This is a genomic window from Dickeya sp. CFBP 2040 (assembly GCF_012273755.1).
Lineage (GTDB): Bacteria > Pseudomonadota > Gammaproteobacteria > Enterobacterales > Enterobacteriaceae > Dickeya > Dickeya poaceiphila.
The window spans coordinates 16,106-31,324 of the sequence record NZ_JAAVXH010000033.1 but is presented as its reverse complement, the minus strand read 5'-3'; the positions used below and the strand labels follow the sequence as shown (position 1 = coordinate 31,324).

The 15,219-nt window shown below is 53.3% G+C and carries 12 protein-coding genes; 6 read left to right on the top strand and 6 right to left on the bottom strand.

From position 1 onward, the window contains the following. Positions 1-278 precede the first annotated feature (278 nt). Positions 279-827: a GNAT family N-acetyltransferase gene (locus Dpoa2040_RS04860; protein ID WP_168640490.1), complete on the bottom strand. Its 549-nt coding sequence runs from the start codon at positions 825-827 to the stop codon at positions 279-281. Positions 828-956: 129 nt separating this feature from the next. On the opposite strand from Dpoa2040_RS04860, the gene Dpoa2040_RS04855 reads away from it, so the two are divergent. Further along, entirely contained in the window at positions 957-3,314 is a 2,358-nt protein-coding gene (locus Dpoa2040_RS04855) for a penicillin acylase family protein (protein ID WP_168640489.1), read from the top strand. A gap of 45 nt (positions 3,315-3,359) precedes the next feature. On the opposite strand, the gene Dpoa2040_RS04850 is transcribed toward Dpoa2040_RS04855, so the two are convergent. Beyond that, on the bottom strand, positions 3,360-4,271 hold the full coding sequence (locus Dpoa2040_RS04850; protein ID WP_168640488.1) for a helix-turn-helix transcriptional regulator: 912 nt from the start codon (positions 4,269-4,271) through the stop codon (positions 3,360-3,362). A 131-nt stretch (positions 4,272-4,402) separates the two neighbouring features. On the opposite strand from Dpoa2040_RS04850, the gene Dpoa2040_RS04845 reads away from it, so the two are divergent. Further along, positions 4,403-5,842 carry an MFS transporter gene (locus Dpoa2040_RS04845; RefSeq protein ID WP_246867249.1) on the top strand — a complete coding sequence of 480 codons (1,440 nt, stop codon included), beginning with the start codon at positions 4,403-4,405 and terminating at the stop codon, positions 5,840-5,842. 87 nt (positions 5,843-5,929) lie between these two features. On the opposite strand, the gene tpx is transcribed toward Dpoa2040_RS04845, so the two are convergent. Beyond that, the gene (gene tpx / locus Dpoa2040_RS04840; protein WP_168640487.1) at positions 5,930-6,433 is read right to left on the bottom strand and encodes a thiol peroxidase; all 504 of its coding nucleotides are present in this window, start codon (positions 6,431-6,433) and stop codon (positions 5,930-5,932) included. A 55-nt stretch (positions 6,434-6,488) separates the two neighbouring features. After that, a complete protein-coding gene (mpaA, locus tag Dpoa2040_RS04835; RefSeq protein ID WP_168640486.1) occupies positions 6,489-7,220 on the bottom strand; it encodes a murein tripeptide amidase MpaA in 732 nt (243 codons plus the stop codon). Positions 7,221-7,606: 386 nt separating this feature from the next. Here mpaA and Dpoa2040_RS04830 point away from each other — a divergent pair, with 386 nt between their 5' ends. Next, positions 7,607-9,187: an ABC transporter substrate-binding protein gene (locus tag Dpoa2040_RS04830; protein ID WP_168640540.1), complete on the top strand. Its 1,581-nt coding sequence runs from the start codon at positions 7,607-7,609 to the stop codon at positions 9,185-9,187. A 116-nt stretch (positions 9,188-9,303) separates the two neighbouring features. Further along, the gene (gene zntB, locus Dpoa2040_RS04825; protein ID WP_042870969.1) at positions 9,304-10,290 is read left to right on the top strand and encodes a zinc transporter ZntB; all 987 of its coding nucleotides are present in this window, start codon (positions 9,304-9,306) and stop codon (positions 10,288-10,290) included. Positions 10,291-10,665: 375 nt separating this feature from the next. On the opposite strand, the gene ttcA is transcribed toward zntB, so the two are convergent. Continuing rightward, positions 10,666-11,607, bottom strand: coding sequence for a tRNA 2-thiocytidine(32) synthetase TtcA (gene ttcA / locus Dpoa2040_RS04820; RefSeq protein ID WP_042870968.1), 942 nt, complete (start codon positions 11,605-11,607; stop codon positions 10,666-10,668). A 174-nt stretch (positions 11,608-11,781) separates the two neighbouring features. Continuing rightward, positions 11,782-13,887, bottom strand: coding sequence for a pesticin C-terminus-like muramidase (locus Dpoa2040_RS04815; RefSeq protein WP_168640485.1), 2,106 nt, complete (start codon positions 13,885-13,887; stop codon positions 11,782-11,784). 399 nt (positions 13,888-14,286) lie between these two features. Here Dpoa2040_RS04815 and Dpoa2040_RS04810 point away from each other — a divergent pair, with 399 nt between their 5' ends. Next, positions 14,287-14,784: a hypothetical protein gene (locus Dpoa2040_RS04810; RefSeq protein ID WP_042873945.1), complete on the top strand. Its 498-nt coding sequence runs from the start codon at positions 14,287-14,289 to the stop codon at positions 14,782-14,784. Between the two features lie 150 nt (positions 14,785-14,934). Next, positions 14,935-15,207, top strand: a complete 273-nt coding sequence (locus Dpoa2040_RS04805) for a DUF333 domain-containing protein (protein ID WP_168640484.1) — start codon at positions 14,935-14,937, stop codon at positions 15,205-15,207. Positions 15,208-15,219: the final 12 nt, after the last annotated feature.

The window sequence follows — 15,219 nt, the reverse complement described above, 5'->3', positions numbered from 1 at the left end:
TATTGAAAACGCGGTTATGAAGATAATTTTGTATAAAGATAGCCGTGCCTTTTGATGCCAGGGGTGCTATGGCATTGTATTGGGTGCTGTTTTGCGTGCCATGAGGTGATGATGGTTATTAGTCATAAAGAACACGTAGCGAAGGGATTGCGCTATACGATTGGGACAGTGGTATTTCCATTGCTATCTGAAAATAGCGGGCAGTATCTGGATGAGACGAACGATATACCCGAAATAATTCGAGTGCAGTAAATCTGGCAGTACGTCACGCTAAAAAATCAATAAATAAGCTCATCTCCTGGAATCAACGAATATAACGCTGCCGTTACCGGCTGGTCATGAATAATAATCCGGTTGCGCAGCAGCCCTTCGAAATGTGCGCCCACTTTTTCTGCGACCTGACGGCTGGCGTGGTTTTCCTCGGCGGCGATGATTTCCAGACGGGTCAACCCCAGCGTGCCGAAACCGAACGGCACCACTTCCCGCATGGCCTCAGTGATCAGCCCTTGCCCCTGTACTGACTGGCGAATCCAGTAACCAACATTGCCGAGGCGGTAGGCTTTGCTGATATTGTTGATAGCAATAGAACCGAGCAGGTGCCCGGTATTTCGGTCGTTGATCACCAGATCAAAAGCTGAACCTTCGCGGCGTTGCTGTTCGCAACCCATTATCCAATTCTGCGTCATAGACAGGTCGTAATGCGGCACACACCAGGGTAGCCAGCGGCCTACGGTTTCCAGCGACTCCTGTATCGCGTCAAGCAGTGCGGCGGCATCGGATGGTATAAACGGGCGCAGGCTCAGACGGGCAGTCAACAAGGGGAACATATCACCTCCAAACACCACGATGGCAGATACAGGATGATACAAATGATAATGCAACAGTTTTTTGCCTCACGCTATCGTCATTAAATATTCACCGGTAAATAACGTGGGAGAGGCAGGGGAGATTAGGTCATGCGTTTAATAAACAGCTGGCTAAGGATAACTGTTGATGGGCTGGTGCTGTGTGTTGTGCTGGCGATGGTATTGGTTATTCTCGTGTGGATGCTGTTACGCCAGAGCTTGCCCCAGTTGGATGGTGAATTACGTGTTCCGGGGTTGCATACGCCGGTGACGGTAGAGCGAGACGGTGCCGGTATCCCGACCATTCGGGCTGCCGACCGTTTCTCTGCTGCGTTTGCGCTGGGGTTTGTCCATGCGCAGGATCGTTTTTTCCAGATGGACCTGCTCAGGCGCAGCGCGGCAGGGGAACTGGCGGCGTTGGTGGGGGAGTCGGCGCTGCCGCTGGACCGCCAGCATCGGTTATTTTTGTTGCGTCAGCAGGTGACGCGCCGCTGGCCGGAACTGCCGGTCAATCAGCAGCAGATCCTGCGTAGTTACGCCGCTGGCGTCAATGCCGGGTTAAACAGCCTGAAAGTCAGGCCATTCGAATACTGGTTGCTGCGTGCTGATCCTCAAGTCTGGTTGCCAGAGGATACCCTGTTGGTGCTTGCTGAAATGTATTTTGACCTACAGGATAATCAGTTTGGCCGCGAATATGCCCGCGGCTGGATTGCCAGCCAGAGCACACCTGAACAGACCGATTTTTTGTTGCCGGATGTCAGTGTGTGGGATGCGCCGCTGGCAGGGCAACTCCCCCCTTTGCCGACGTTGCCTGCAGAGCCGCCCAAGTGGTGGGGTCAGCAAATGAGTATGCTCGCCAGGGGTAACCCGCATGTCGCAGAACAAGCGCATGTCGAAGCACAAATTAAAGGCAGCAATGGCTGGTTGGTACGTACGCCGGAACGAGCAATACTGGCGAACGATATGCATCTCATGTTGAATCTGCCGACGGTGTGGTATCGCGCTCAACTGATTTATCCCGCTGACGACGGCACGCTGCGCCTGACGGGGCTATCGTTGCCTGGTGCGCCAGCCATCGTCAGCGGTAGCAACGAGCATATCGCCTGGGGGTTTACCAACAGCCATGCCGACACTTTTGATTGGGTGAAACTGGATACGGCTGAGGGCAATCAGCATTCCGTGCAGGAAATACTGGCGGTAAGTCATGGCGACCCACAACCCATGACTGTGCAAACCAGCGACTGGGGGCCGGTAGTTGAAACCAGGCAGGGACGCATGGCGATGCACTGGGTATTGCAATTGCCTAATTCGTTGGATCTGTCGCTCATGTCGCTGGCAGAAACCTATACAGTGCCGGATGCGTTGGCGGCTGGGCAGCGAGCCGGCCTGCCGGTACAAAATCTACTGGTGGCTGACAGCCGCGGACATATTGGCTGGACGCTGGCCGGAGCACTGCCGGATCGGTTGACGCCCGGTGTACAGAACACGTTCCCGCTGATGGACGTGCAGCAGGCACGCTGGCGCGCTACGGCGCTGCCGCCAGCATCTCATCCTGAGTTGATCGACCCACCGCAAGGTGTCATTGTAACCGCCAACAACCGGATGCTGTTCAATGAACAAGGAGACATTATCGGGGATGGCGGCGCTGACCCTGGCGTGCGCGCGTCGGCGATTCATCAGGCGCTGAGTGAGGTCAGCCAGCTGGATATTGCCGCAATGCATCGTATCCAACTGGATAACCGCGCACTGCTGGCTGCCAGCTGGCGCGACAGGTTACTTGACTGCCTGAATGCTTCTGCATCAGATACGCAGGCGGATCAAACAGCAATCAGAACACTATTACAGCAATGGAATGGCCAGGCGTCAGCTGATTCAGCGGCGTATTTATTACTGAACCGCTGGCGTGATGCGCTCTACCAGCGGTTGTTCGGCACGCTGGACCAACAACTGTCGCAGGCATGGCCGAATGCCAGTTACCGTGCGGCCAACCCACGCTGGGATATGACGGTGCAACAGTTGATGCGTGGTGAGGCTCGCCAGTGGGTGCCTGCGCCAGCCAAAGACTGGTGCCAGTTCTCGTTGCAGCAATTGACAGCGGTATGGCTGGATAATGGGGAGGGCAGCCGTAACTGGGGTGATGTTAATCAGAGCCGTATTGCCCACCCACTGGCGTCATCATTGCCGCTGGTGGGACGCCTGTTGCAAGTGCCGGCGCAACCGCTTTGCGGAGATAATAATGTGCCGCATGTAAATCGTCCGACATTCGGTGCTTCGGAGCGACTGGTCATCTCGCCGGGTGATGAAGCCCACGCCACGCTGAGCCTGCCGGGTGGGCAGAGCGGTAATCCGCTTAGTCCCTGGTGGCTGGACGGCTATCGTCGTTGGATGAGTGAACAGCAAACGCCGTTGTTACCGGGTGCCAGCGCCAGCAAGCTGGATCTGAAGCCGATTGCGGCTCCTCAACCTTAAAAGCGCTGGGATGACACTGCCATGACGCGAGCCTAGCGGGCGGGTTCATCCCATTCGGCGGCGGAATCCATCGGGCGGCGGAAGTTGTGCGAGGAGCGCCAGTTGCGCCGTATCCTGATCGCTGGCAGGCATATAAACCAGCATCCGGTTGCCGTTGCGAGACGCACTCCACCAGTTGATCTGGCGTAAGGTAAATATGCCCAGCGTTGGATGGCGAAAACGCTTGATTTTGTCATCCACTCCCTGAATTTCATAGCGCTGGTACCACAACTGGCGGAATTCCTCTGAGGCGTTCAGGTAGCGCTGTAGTTGTGCTTCCCACAGTGGTTCACCTGCGTGTTCCGTCATTTGCGCCCGGAACATTGCCACCAGATTGGGCAACAGATCATGTTGGTCCACCAGCCGTTCCCGCCAGTTGGGGTGAGTGAGCGCCAGCCAGATGCAGTTACGATCTTCCGGCGCTATCTGATTCAGATCGATATCCAGTAACTGACACCAGGTGAGATTGAATCCCAGTATGGTGAAGCGGGCATTGACGATCACCGCTGGCAATGGATTGAGCTGATCAAGAATACGTTGGCTGTCCGTGCTGATTTTTTCGCAACTGGCTTGTGCTGCGGGGGAAAACGGCAATCCTGCCAACATAAACAGATGCCGGGTTTCTGCTTCGTTGAATTGCAGGGCGTTGGCGATCGCGGTCAGTGTTTTGGCGGATGCGCGTATTTCCCGGCCTTGCTCCAGCCAGGTGTACCAGGTAATGCCCACGTCTGCCAGTAGGGCGACATCTTCGCGGCGCAGGCCTGGCGTGCGTCGCTTACGAGGAACCGATAGCCCCAGTCGCAGCGGATCGAGACTTTCACGTCGTGCGCGCAGAAATGCGCCCAGGCGTTTGCGGTTATCCGGTTGTAGCGTAGTGACGTGGGTGTCAGCCGGTGGCGTGGGTATCGGCATAACCATAAGAACCTCCAGATGGGGCGTTGAATAGTCACAAACAGGTAGTTCTTATACCAGGATAAACAGGAACTGGTACCCGTTTAAATTATCGATAATGCTAGCTGCCTCACAGAATTAACACAACGGGTACATCGATGAAACAGGTTTCACTTTCACAACGGCTCACTGGCATCGGCCTGATGGTGCTGTTGACCGGTCAACTGTTACCGATGATCGACTTTTCTATCGTCAACGTGGCGCTGGAGGCTATCGCTCATTCACTTTCTGCCAGCCCGGCTGAGCTGGAATTGGTGGTATCGGTTTATGGCGTGGCATTTGCTGTATCGCTGGCGATGGGCGGGCGGTTAGGGGATAACCTGGGACGGCGACGGGTGTTTATTGCTGGTGTTGCCGTGTTTGGCGTGGCGTCGTTGCTGTGCGGTATCGCTCAGGAGGTCTGGGTGCTGCTGGCAGCTCGCGCTTTGCAAGGGATTGGCGCTGCACTGGTGGTACCGCAGATTTTGGCGACGGTTCATGTCTGCCTGCGGGGACGTGAGCATACCCGTGCGCTGGGTTTTTATAGCGCCATCGGTGGATTAGCTTTTGTGGTCGGTCAGGTACTCGGTGGTTTTTTGATTCAACTGGATATCGCCGGTTATGGCTGGCGCAGTGTATTTCTGGTCAATTTGCCGGTCTGCCTGCTGGTGTTGCTGCTGGCGCCGTCACGCCTGCCTGACACCCGTGGCGAAAAACCGGTTGCGTTGGATATGTCTGGCACGGTGCTGTTGTCACTGATGCTGGCAAGCCTGCTGTTCCCGTTGGCGTTGGGACCTATCTGGCACTGGCCGTGGCCCTGTATCGCCGTGTTGCTGAGCAGCCTGGTATGGTTTGCACTGTTATGGCGAGTAGAACGTCGTCAGCCAGCGCCGTTACTGCCGCCTGCGTTGTTTCGTTTGCCGGGAGTCCGTTTCGGGTTGCTGCTGGCGTTGCTGTTTTTTTCCAGCTGGAGCGGGTTTATGTTCGCGGTTGCTTATACCTTGCAATCCGGCGCAGGTTTTACCCCGTTGCAGTCAGGTAACAGTTTTATCGGTCTGGGGTTGTCCTATTTTGTGGCATCGTTGTTCAGTAGCCGCCTTATCACTCGCTTTGGTAATCGCGGGGCATTGCTGACGGGGTGCGCCATTCAGATGAGCGGGTTGGTGTTATTGATGGTGTCGCTGGCGTGGCGCTGGCCGGTATCGGTGCTGCAATTGTTGCCTGCGACCATGATGATTGGCTTTGGTCAGGCGTTTATTGTCAGCAGTTTTTATCGCATCGGGCTGTCTGATGTACCGACGCAGCAGGCCGGTTCGGGCAGTGCATTACTTTCTACCATGCAACAAGCATCACTGGGGTTGGGTCCAATAGTGCTGGGTACCATATTGGTACAGGCGCTACATGCCAGTGGCGGACATTTTGCCCGTGCGCTGATCGTCACACTGATGGCGGAATGGGGCGTGATGCTGGTGCTGGTATGGTGTGCGCTACGTAACTGGCAGACGTTACCCCCACGTGCCCGGTCGCCAGTGGAGAATAACGTCATCGAGAGCCAGTGATGCCAATAAAAAATGCCAGTCTCTCGACTGGCATTTTAGTGGACGCTATCGCGGTGATGGCGAAACACGGCGATAGCGCACCGAGACTTATTTCAGTACGGCGATAGCTGCATCGTAATCCGGTTCGTTGGTGATTTCGTTCACCAGTTCGCTGTGCAGCACGTTGTCGTTTTCATCCAGCACCACAACGGCGCGTGCGGTCAGCCCTTTCAGCGCACCGTCGGCAATTGCCACACCGTACTTTTCCTTGAATTCTGCGCCGCGCAGCGTAGACAATACGACCACGTTGTTCAGACCTTCGGCACCACAGAAGCGAGACTGGGCGAATGGCAAATCGGCAGAGATGCACAGGACGATGGTATTATCCAGGCTGGATGCCAGTTGATTAAATTTGCGCACAGACGCGGCGCAGACACCGGTATCAATGCTTGGGAAGATGTTCAGGACTTTGCGTTTGCCGGCGTAGTGGCTCAGAGCGACATCAGAGAGATCTTTGGCAACCAGTGAAAATGCAGGTGCCTTGCTGCCGACTGCCGGAAAAGATCCTGTTACCGGTACCGGGTTACCCTGGAAATGTACATTTGTTGACATGCTTACGTCCTTCATCACAGGTGATTAACATGTTGGTTAGTGTAGGGCAACATTATCAACATTGGTATAAAAAATTATGAGACAACAAACGAATCAGCGCAGACAGATAGCGGTGATTGGCGCTATCGGCGGCGACAGGCGGCAACTCAGCGGTAATGCAATGCAACTGGCGTTCAGCGCACCAACTGCCAAATGAACCCGGCGTTGGGTATCCCACATCATCCACCAGCGGCAGCGAGAATTCATGCGCCAGCCAGGCACCCAGCTCGGAACGTTGCGGGTCATCGATACAGGCCAGCGGTTCATGAAAGGACACCACCCACGGAGGCGACAGCTGCTCGATAAGGCGGCAAAGCGCCTGCGTTTCCGGCTCGGAGCCAGGACTTTCACCGGTGGAGAGTTGCACATCGCGCACGGGGGTACCTTCGCTCCAACGGTAGACCGTGTTATCTGGTCGCCAGTTGGTCGCTGGAAAATTACGATTGAGATCAACGCCGTGAGCGTTGGCGCGTAGCCCTAGCTGGCAGCCATCCGGGTTGACCGCCAGTATCACGTGGTGTGCCCGGTTACCCGGCGCGAGTGTGCGTAATGCGCAGGAAAGCGCCACCACCGATGCGGTTTCATCACCGTGAGTCCCAGCGATGATCAATCCGCTGTTTTTGCCTGTCTTTTCAGCCGGGAACCAAAGCAGCGGTGCGCCCAGTCGGGAACGACCATACTCCTGACCCGGTGAAACAAAGAACCCGCGCTCGGTCCGAGGGCGTTGCAGAAATCCGGCGTCTGTCATGGCAGCTCCCTGAATGATGAACCCTGTTGTTTCGCCTGATAATAACAAAAAATGTATACAGGTCATGTCGGCAAGCCCGAAATCGCGGGGCGTTTCGCAAAGCGGTGGCGTACCACTGGCTGGAAGATCAGGTTTGCGACTATGATAATTTTCAGCCTGATAATGATTTTTTCAGCTGATTACCTGACATGTTCCTGGTCGCTCCTCAATCCTGCTTCGGGTCTTACGAGGTTGCAGGGGGCGAAGACAATGTTTAATGTGGTTCAAAGGCAATGATTGCAAGAGTAATAGTTGTAATGGTGATGGTTTAAGGATAATAGTTTTAAGGACACAACATGCAATTTCGTTATTCCGCTGTTTGCGTAAATGCGTTCTGCGCTGTACTGATGACTATGCTGCTCAATCCGGCAGGTGCTGCGCAGGTTCCTCCTGGTACCGTATTGGCGGACCAGCAGCAGATCGTGCGCCATATCAAAGATGAACCCGCGTCGCTGGACCCCATTAAAGCGGTTGGTTTGCCGGAAATTCAGGTCATTCGAGATTTGTTTGAAGGATTGGTGAATCAGGATGCACAAGGCAACCCGATTCCCGGCGTCGCTCAGCGTTGGCAGACTAACGATAATCGTACCTTTATTTTTACCCTGCGCGCTAATGCTCGCTGGTCGAATGGCGACCCGGTTACTGCCAGGGACTTTGTCTACAGCTGGCGGCGACTGGTGACGCCGCAGAACAATTCGCCGTTTGGCTGGTTTGCGCGCCTGGCGGGGATCGTCAATGCTGATGAGATTCTTGCTGGCAAACTGCCCGCCGATAAACTGGGCGTCACTGCGGTTGACGACCACACACTCAAAGTACAACTGAGTAAACCAGTACCTTATTTCATTAGCCTGATGGCTAATTTCAGCCTTTATCCGGTGCATCAGGCCACCGTGGAGAAATACGGCAACGAGTGGACTAAACCGGGCAATCTGGTGGGTAACGGCGCCTTCGTGCTGACAGAGCGGGTGGTTAACGAAAAGTTGGTACTGACGCCTAACGACCAGTATTGGGATCATGCTAATACCCGGTTGACGCAGGTCACTTTCGTACCGATCAATCAGGAGTCCAATGCTACTAAGCGTTATCTGGCCGGCGACATCGATATCACCGAGTCATTTCCCAAGAACCAGTACCAGAAACTGCTTAAAGATCTGCCGGGGCAAGTCTTTACGCCAGACCAACTGGGTACCTATTACTATGCGTTTAACACCCAGCGCGCACCAACCAACGATGTGCGGGTACGAAAGGCGCTTTCGTATGCCATCGACCGCAAAATTATTGCTGAAAAAGTGTTGGGAACCGGCGAAAAACCGGCCTACCGTTTTACGCCTGATGTGACCGCCGGATTCACGCCGCAACCGGTACAGTTGCAGCAGTATTCACAGGCTGAGCTGGATATGCAGGCCAAGGCGCTGATGGCGGCAGCGGGTTATGGCCCGACCAGACCATTGAAGCTGACGCTGTTGTACAACCTGCAGGAAGTTCATCAGAAAATCGCCATTGCGGTAGCGTCGATGTGGAAGACGAAACTCGGTGTAGACGTCAAGCTGGTGAATCAGGAATGGAAAACCTATATCGACAGTCGCAACACGGGCAATTTTGATGTGATACGCGCGTCTTGGGTTGGTGATTACAACGAGCCATCCACCTTCCTGTCGCTACTGACTTCCAGTCACAGCGGCAATATCGCGCGTTTCAACAATGCAGATTATGACCGCCTGATGACGGATACCGCCGGGCAAACTGACCGGAAGGTATTAAACGAGGATTATAATCACGCCGAGCAGATTCTGGCTGAGCAGGTACCGATTGCGCCAATCTACCAGTACACCAATGGCCGGTTGATTAAACCTTGGGTGAAAGGCTATCCCATTACCAATCCTGAAGATGTCGCTTACAGTCATACGCTTTATATTCTGAAACACTAAGTCAGGTTTCTTAATGACAGCGTTATCAAGACGCGTGGCGACGATGCACCCTTTCCGATTGCGGTTGTTGTAACAGGCAGTAAGATGGAAGCGGTGTGCGTGGCAGGAGGAACGGCGTGGAAGTGACTGAAAATAATGCTATCCGGCATACTGGTGCGGTCTTTACCTATCGGCTGGATGGCAAGGGCGGCATTCTGCCGCTGGCGGAGAGTAGTGTGAGCGAGGAGGCAGAGCAGCCTGTCTGGTTACATCTTGACTCGACACAACCGGCCAGCGTGCACTGGCTGCATGAAACCACGCTCTTGCCGGACAGCGTACGTAACGCGCTGGCGGGAGAAAGCGCCCGCCCCCGCGTATTACGGCTTGGTGAGGGCACGCTGGTGACCCTGCGCAGCATCAATTACAACCCCAATGAAAGGCCGGATGAATTGGTCGCCATCCGGGTATTTATTACTGGCCGGCTGATTGTTTCTACTCGTCGCCGCAAGGTTGCGGCGATTGATGAGGTGATGAGTGACCTGAAAGAGGGCAACGGTCCTGCCAACAGTGGTGACTGGATTGTATCCGTTGCTGAGGCATTAACCGATAACACCAGTGAGTTCATTGATGAACTGCATGAGAAAATCATCGATCTGGAAGATGCGTTACTGGAACAACGTATTCCACCGCGTGGTGAACTGGCGCTGATTCGCAAACAATTGATTGTGTTACGCCGTTATATGACGCCGCAACGCGATATTTTCTCGCGTTTATCCGGTGAGAAATTCAGTTGGATGCAGGATGACGACCGTCGGCGTATGCAGGAAATTGCTGAGCGTCTTGGTCGTGGGCTGGAAGATTTGGATGCCAGCATTGCTCGTACAACCGTGATTGCGGATGAAATCACCACGCTGATGACTGATGCGATGAACCGGCGTACTTATACGATGTCGTTGCTGGCAATGGTTTTTCTGCCCACTACCTTTCTGACCGGATTATTTGGCGTTAACCTGGGTGGTATTCCGGGCGCCACTAGTGGTATCGGATTTGGCGTATTTTGCCTGATGTTGGTGCTGTTAGTGAGCGGCGTTGCCTGGTGGTTAAAGCGCAGTAAATGGCTATGAGGGGCGAAGCGGAATAATTGCGCGAAATATCACACAACCAATAGCAGTGATAAAAACCATAGTTAATATTGAGCAATATCAACATTTTTGGACTACACCTACGGCACTATGCTTTCCGCAGGTGAATGCAACGTCAAGCGATGGGCGTTGCGCTCCATATTGTCTTACTTCCTTTTTTGAATTACTGCATAGCACAATTAATTCACACCATGCCGACGTTTCGTCGGCTTTTTTTTGCCTGCAATTTAATGTAAAGCATCTGATACGGACGGTGTGCCGTTCGTCGCGATGAGCGCCGTATTCGCACGTTATTTTTATCGAAAAGTAGTCCGTGGTGTGTACACATATCGGCGGCCAGGTGGCCGCCAATCAGTGTTAACGGATTTCCAGTACGTCCAGTCGCTCCAGCGGTCGGGCGCTGTCTTCGTCGTCCTCATCCGGTTGCCAGCCTACGGGTTGCAGCGGCATCTCCTCTCGGTCGAATGCCAGATCGCCACCGTCTACCACCTCGCTGCCCTGACGAATTGACTTGAAATCGAACAGGTTGGTATCGCTCAGATGCGACGGCACCACATTCTGCATGGCGCTAAACATGGTTTCGATACGGCCTGGGTAGCGTTTGTCCCAGTCACGCAGCATATCCTTGATTACCTGGCGTTGCAGGTTAGGCTGCGATCCGCACAGATTACACGGAATAATCGGGAACTGGCGCGCGTCGGCAAAACGTTCAATATCTTTTTCGCGGCAGTATGCCAGTGGGCGAATCACCACGTGCTTGCCGTCGTCGCTGACCAGTTTTGGCGGCATACCTTTCAGCTTACCGCCGTAGAACATGTTTAGAAACAGCGTTTGCAGGATGTCATCACGGTGATGACCGAGTGCAATTTTGGTGGCGCCCAGTTCGGTGGCGGTACGGTACAGAATGCCACGACGCAGGCGCGAGCAGAGCGAACAGGTGGTCTTCCCTTCCGGAATCTTCTCTTTCACGATACCGTAGGTGTTTTCTTCCACAATTTTATATTCAACGCCGATGCTGTCCAGATAGTGCGGCAGCACATGTTCCGGGAAACCCGGCTGCTTCTGGTCGAGATTCACCGCCACCAGCGAGAAATTTACCGGCGCGCTCTGTTGCAGATTACGCAGGATCTCCAGCATGGTGTAGCTGTCTTTGCCACCGGACAGACAGACCATGATGCGGTCGCCGTCTTCAATCATATTGAAATCGGCAATCGCCTCGCCCACGTTACGACGCAGACGCTTTTGCAATTTGTTGAGGTTGTACTGCTGCTTAGGTGTAACAGATTGATTTTCTGACATTTAACGGTAACTCATGTTCATGGGGCCGGTGCTCCAGCGTTGCTGGGGGCTAAGTGTACCATTAAGTGCGTGGCAGGGGAGTCTGGTGGGGAATAAACCTGCTAAATGATGGCAGGTGGCCATTTAGGTGGCCACCTGTATCGGATGTCCTGTGTGATTCATAGACATCAGAGATTAGTTATTTTGATTCCTGCTGATTCGATTTTTTTCCTTCTGAAGATAATCGACTCTATGTCTCCCATTTTCATATTTTTGATAATCTTCGTTGTTTTTCAGAAAGATTATAAACTGATCAATACTATTCTGTGATGCAGCTGGCATCGCCTGGACGCCTTGAAATCCCTGGTAAACAATATCGACTAAAATATCTTTAATTGCCGGATTAAGGTTTTCCCATTTTGTTACGCTGCTCATGCCGCTGGTATTCTTTTTATAAAGCTCTTGCGCTTTTTTCTCATAAATCGGGTAGATATTATTGAATAGTTTTATCTGTTGCTCCATGGTGATTTCGCCAATATCGTTATTTTCATTAACGAATTTTCTTGCCTGTTCTCCAGTTTTTCCTGCCGCAGAGGATATTTTCGATGCCTGAGATGCCGGAATGCCCGCAGCGATCAAATCATTATAGACTTGTTTCTTAGTCCGTTTCCCCATGTCATACCCTCGACCGAGTGTGACGCCAGATTCTTTTGTTTCAGGAAAATGAATGTGCCGACTAAAATACTTGCCTCTGTCTTCGCTTCCTTCAGCATCATATGTCACCTTTCCTTTGAGTACGGTAAGCGTTTGACTATCCGTTTCTTGTGCTGAGACGCCTTCTGTATGTTCGGACTGAGCGGCGATCCTAATCGGTGCTGTAGGCAGAGATAGAGATTCGGTAGCCTCAGGGTGCAATGCAGATACAGCGGAGCGTGACGCTTGAGCCACAGGTCGTGACGCCGGTGCTGAGGCAGATGATTGCGTCGCCTGAGTGGTTGGGACCGGGCGCGTTACTGTTACTGAAGGTGCTGTTCCCGGTGTTTGGGAAACGGGCTTGGTGCCTTGAGAAGCGTTGAAGTCATCAATCTGAGCCTGTGTGGGGACCATTCTATAAATGGTGTAGCCAGGCAACGCCTTGCGGTAATCCGGTCCAGGATAGAATCCTGATTGCGTAAAGTCGGAAATCCATTTGCTGCCGTCGTACATGGCGGCATGGCCAAATGGGTGGTCTTTTTTGATCCCGGCTTTTATATCCTGCTTAAAGCCTTCCAGAATAACCACGTCACCAGGAAGAAGTTTACTGCTGTCATATTCTCTGGATGGTCTTGGCATAGAAAATAGGGGGGAAAAACCAGCGGCAATGAGTTTAGAACCGAGATCTTTCGCCGCAGGCGCTCTTTCTATTTTTGTTCCACCAGCCTGAATTGCATTAACAACAGCTCTTGCACAATAACCTATAGATTCCTTTTTGGCATTGCGTTGCAGCGCGCTGATAGTGGTTGCAGGGTTCCAGGTTACCGTTGCGATAGGCTTAGGTGCCGATGTTGTTGAACTCTCTGCTAATGGCGCTGCGGCAGAAGCTGATTCGGCGGGCGAAGAGGTGGGCGCAATGGTATTAAGCTTAACATCAACCTCGATCGGTTTAACGTCGGGAGGGGCAGCCTGAGGTTCAACAGAAGCCGGTTTGGCTTCGGTTACATTCGGTTTGCCTTGGGCTGCCTGAGTCAGAGAGGCGGATGCGGACGAGAGTAATCCCGGTACTGTGCCTGCCAGCCGCGACAGCGGTGCCGCCATGCCAGACATCAGTTTGCTTAATTGGCTTCCCGCAGCGGCATAATCAGGTGCAAACGGCGGGGTGGACGGCTCCTGCGGTGCTGCGGGTTCTACTGCCGGTTCTGTTGTGGTGGCGGCAGTAACCGGTGCGGGCTCGGAAGATGACTGGCTGGTCTGCGGCACGCTGGAGGCAGACGGCTGTGCTGGACCTTGAGACGAAGGCGTAGCAGTTTCAGCGTGCGGCGCGTTAAATTTGGGTAGTGGCGTAACGGCAGGGGCTGGTGGTGCAGCCGGCGGCGTCGGCTGACTGCTGGCCGTTGCTGGCGCCGCCGGCACGCCGGATTCCGGTGCGGATAAGCGTATATTTTCCAGCCCGGATAACGGAGCGTTAGAATAACCAGTCGCCGGGTTATTGGTCGTTGATGTATTTTGCTGTGACTGGGATGTTATTTCTGTTTTCTTCGCAAAAGAGCGTGTTTTTTTTATCACGACGAAAAGTTGTTTCCGGGTGGTGTTATTCTTTTTCATAGGCGTTTAATAAGCGTATTATTTGACGTCAATCATGAAAAATTAACGCCAGCTGGATGAATGGGGGCCGCTTCAGCATTATTACTCACTGAAGTTGGCCATATTTCAGCGTCATGAGAAGAACGATGGCGTTATATTATCGTTTGTGGTTGATTACACTATTCAGGCGTGTTGGTGGGTGGCTCAGCAAACAAATGAATGGATGTCGGGTTACCGGATGATGTTTGTCGATGCGGATAATTATCCCCCGACTTACCCTTTTTTCACTTCATCAACCGGAAAAATCGCTGCTATTCTGTGGGCGCAACCCGGTGCCTGCCTGTTGTCCGGCAGGTCATGAAGGAAACCGGTCTGGACCCTGTGTGGGTTGAAACTGTTGGCAAAAAGAGAAAAATACCCATGAAGAAATTGCTCCTGGCCGTTGCGGTCACGGCGATGCTGTCAGGATGTTCGGTGTTTCGCACCAAAACAACGAGCCTGAGCAGTACATTTATCTCGCCGTACTACTTTACCTATAACACTACCCATGTGTTGCAGAACAATACCAACTGGGTGGATTACATCTATTTGACGGGCAATCCGGCGCGCTGGGATGAGATCCGCGGGACTTACAAAGCGGCATTACCCAAGATTACCCTTAATTATCGGGTTGAGCCGTCAAACGGTGGCTATCGCATTACCTATAACGGCATGGTGAATTATCTGCTGTCGGCGCGCCATGGCGTTGACAACGGCAAGGATATGATCGAGGGCGAAAGCGTACGGCAATTCCTTATTCCTCAGCGCACGGCAGAGGTAAGCGGAGACAAGAAGGTGATGTTGACGCTGACGGATGACATCAAGGTGGAAGTATCGCTGACAGCGAAAGTTGAGATGCATTCGATTGAAGATCGTTAACGGATAATAACGTCATAAGGCTGTTATCACGAAAGGTAAAACCGGGGATGGGCGGTGAGCGCATGACGGTAACCGTGTGGTAAAGAGGCGACGTGAATAGAATGTCATCCGTTGCTTCTTATTAACCGCGATACAGGAGTAGACAAGACCATGAATATGCCGCAATGGCTGGTGGTGGGTGCTGCGGTGATGCTGGTGGCTTGCAGTGGCGGGCAGACGGAATCAGTGCAGGATACGGGAGCGGTGGTGCCGCAGCGTGCAGCGTGGCAAGGTTCGCCAGCAGAAGTAACCTGCACGCTGGCAGGTGGACGTATGGGGGTTTCACGTCAACTGAACGGGGCGAGCATTGGCACCTGCTTGCTGGCTAACGGCAAGCGTTGCAACGAAACTGCGTTGATGAACGGCAGTTGTCCGGCAGGTTGAGTGTCGTGAGCG